The following is a 3,128-nucleotide window of genomic DNA, read 5'->3' on the forward strand; positions in this document are numbered from 1 at the left end:
CGAAGAAAATAAGTACGGGTTGTGATTGCATTATTTTGTTCCAAGTTCTCAAGACTGGGGTGAATAACCTCAGACTGCTTTGAAACTTATGAACGGCACAAACGCTAATACTCAGGTCCTATAGCCTACAGCGTTATAGGATCAAGCGACTAAGTGCATATGGTGGATGCCTTGGCGATCACAGGCGATGAAGGACGTAGTAGCCTGCGAAAAGCTACGGGGAGCTGGCAAACAAGCTTTGATCCGTAGATGTCCGAATGGGGAAACCCACCGCAGCAATGCGGTATCCCTAGCTGAATACATAGGCTAGTGGAAGCGAACCGGGTGAACTGAAACATCTCAGTAGCTCGAGGAAAAGAAATCAACCGAGATTCCGAAAGTAGTGGCGAGCGAAATCGGAAGAGCCTTTACGTTTTAGCACGCAAGATAGTTGAACGGAATGGAAAGTCCGGCCGTAGCAGGTGATAGCCCTGTAGATGAAATCTTGTGTGTGGAACTAAGCGTAAGACAAGTAGGGCGGGACACGTGAAATCCTGTTTGAAGATGGGGGGACCATCCTCCAAGGCTAAATACTCGTGATCGACCGATAGTGAACCAGTACCGTGAGGGAAAGGCGAAAAGAACCCCGGAAGGGGAGTGAAATAGATCCTGAAACCGTATGCATACAAACAGTAGGAGCCTCCTTGTGGGGTGACTGCGTACCTTTTGTATAATGGGTCAGCGACTTACATTCAGTGGCAAGGTTAACCGAATAGGGAAGCCGTAGCGAAAGCGAGTCCGAATAGGGCGATTCAGTCGCTGGGTGTAGACCCGAAACCAGATGATCTATCCATGGCCAGGTTGAAGGCACGGTAACACGTGCTGGAGGACCGAACCCACTAATGTTGAAAAATTAGGGGATGAGCTGTGGATAGGGGTGAAAGGCTAAACAAATCTGGAAATAGCTGGTTCTCTCCGAAAACTATTTAGGTAGTGCCTCAAGTATTACTGCGGGGGGTAGAGCACTGTTATAGCTAGGGGGTCATGGCGACTTACCAAACTATGGCAAACTCCGAATACCCGCAAGTACAGCTTGGGAGACAGAGCACCGGGTGCTAACGTCCGGACTCAAGAGGGAAACAACCCAGACCGCCAGCTAAGGTCCCGAATTATCGCTAAGTGGGAAACGAAGTGGGAAGGCATAGACAGTCAGGAGGTTGGCTTAGAAGCAGCCATCCTTTAAAGAAAGCGTAATAGCTCACTGATCGAGTCGTCCTGCGCGGAAGATGTAACGGGGCTAAGCGATAAACCGAAGCTGCGGGTGTGCACTTTTAGTGCACGCGGTAGGAGAGCGTTCTGTAAGCCTGCGAAGGTGGCTTGTAAAGGCTGCTGGAGGTATCAGAAGTGCGAATGCTGACATGAGTAGCGATAAAGGGGGTGAAAAGCCCCCTCGCCGTAAGTCCAAGGTTTCCTGCGCAACGTTCATCGGCGCAGGGTGAGTCGGCCCCTAAGGCGAGGCAGAGATGCGTAGCTGATGGGAAACTGGTTAATATTCCAGTACCGTCGTACAGTGCGATGGGGGGACGGATCGCGGAAGATCATCAGGGTGTTGGATGTCCCTGTTGCTGTATCGAAGATGGCGCTTAGGCAAATCCGGGCGCGTAAATCAAGGGTATGGCACGAGCGAGCATTGCTTGCGAAGTGATTGGAAGTGGTTCCAAGAAAAGCCTCTAAGCTTCAGCTGTACGAGACCGTACCGCAAACCGACACAGGTGGACGGGATGAATATTCCAAGGCGCTTGAGAGAACTCAGGAGAAGGAACTCGGCAAATTGATACCGTAACTTCGGGAGAAGGTATACCCCGGTAGTGTGAAGCGCCTGCGCGCTTAGCATGATGGGGTCGCAGAGAATCGGTGGCTGCGACTGTTTATTAAAAACACAGCACTCTGCAAAGACGAAAGTCGACGTATAGGGTGTGACGCCTGCCCGGTGCCGGAAGGTTAAGTGATGGGGTGCAAGCTCTTGATCGAAGCCCCGGTAAACGGCGGCCGTAACTATAACGGTCCTAAGGTAGCGAAATTCCTTGTCGGGTAAGTTCCGACCTGCACGAATGGCGTAACGATGGCCACACTGTCTCCTCCTGAGACTCAGCGAAGTTGAAGTGTTTGTGATGATGCAATCTACCCGCGGCTAGACGGAAAGACCCCATGAACCTTTACTGTAGCTTTGCATTGATCTGTGAACCGGCCTGTGTAGGATAGGTGGGAGGCTTTGAAGCGTGGTCGCTAGATCACGTGGAGCCATCCTTGAAATACCACCCTGGTTTGTTTGCGGTTCTAACCTTGGTCCGTTATCCGGATCGGGGACAGTGCATGGTGGGCAGTTTGACTGGGGCGGTCTCCTCCCAAAGTGTAACGGAGGAGTTCGAAGGTACGCTAGGTACGGTCGGAAATCGTGCTGATAGTGCAATGGCATAAGCGTGCTTGACTGTGAGACTGACAAGTCGAACAGGTGCGAAAGCAGGACATAGTGATCCGGTGGTTCTGAATGGAAGGGCCATCGCTCAACGGATAAAAGGTACTCTGGGGATAACAGGCTGATACCGCCCAAGAGTTCATATCGACGGCGGTGTTTGGCACCTCGATGTCGGCTCATCTCATCCTGGGGCTGTAGCCGGTCCCAAGGGTATGGCTGTTCGCCATTTAAAGAGGTACGTGAGCTGGGTTTAAAACGTCGTGAGACAGTTTGGTCCCTATCTGCCGTGGGCGTTGGATACTTGACGGAGCCTGCTCCTAGTACGAGAGGACCGGAGTGGACGTACCTCTGGTGTACCGGTTGTCATGCCAATGGCATTGCCGGGTAGCTAAGTACGGAAGAGATAACCGCTGAAGGCATCTAAGCGGGAAACTCGTCTGAAGATTAGGTATCCCGGGGACTTGATCCCCCTAAAGAGTCGTTCGAGACCAGGACGTTGATAGGTCGGGTGTGGAAGCGCAGTAATGCGTTAAGCTAACCGATACTAATTGCTCGTGAGGCTTGATCCTATAACACTGATGGTTATTGACCTGGTGATATAGCGTTCCAAGTGTCGTTCAATACAAAATCTGGCTGCACCGTCAGCAGCCAGCCAACACCAATTACGACCCCC

General features: G+C 51.7%; 1 rRNA gene. It reads left to right on the top strand.

Annotated elements, in window-relative coordinates:
• Positions 1 to 139 precede the first annotated feature (139 nt).
• Positions 140 to 3,024: ribosomal RNA gene (locus AC6LJY_RS27905) — 23S ribosomal RNA — on the top strand.
• Positions 3,025 to 3,128 lie beyond the last annotated feature (104 nt).

This window comes from Achromobacter sp. RT286_PF (genome assembly GCF_059760425.1).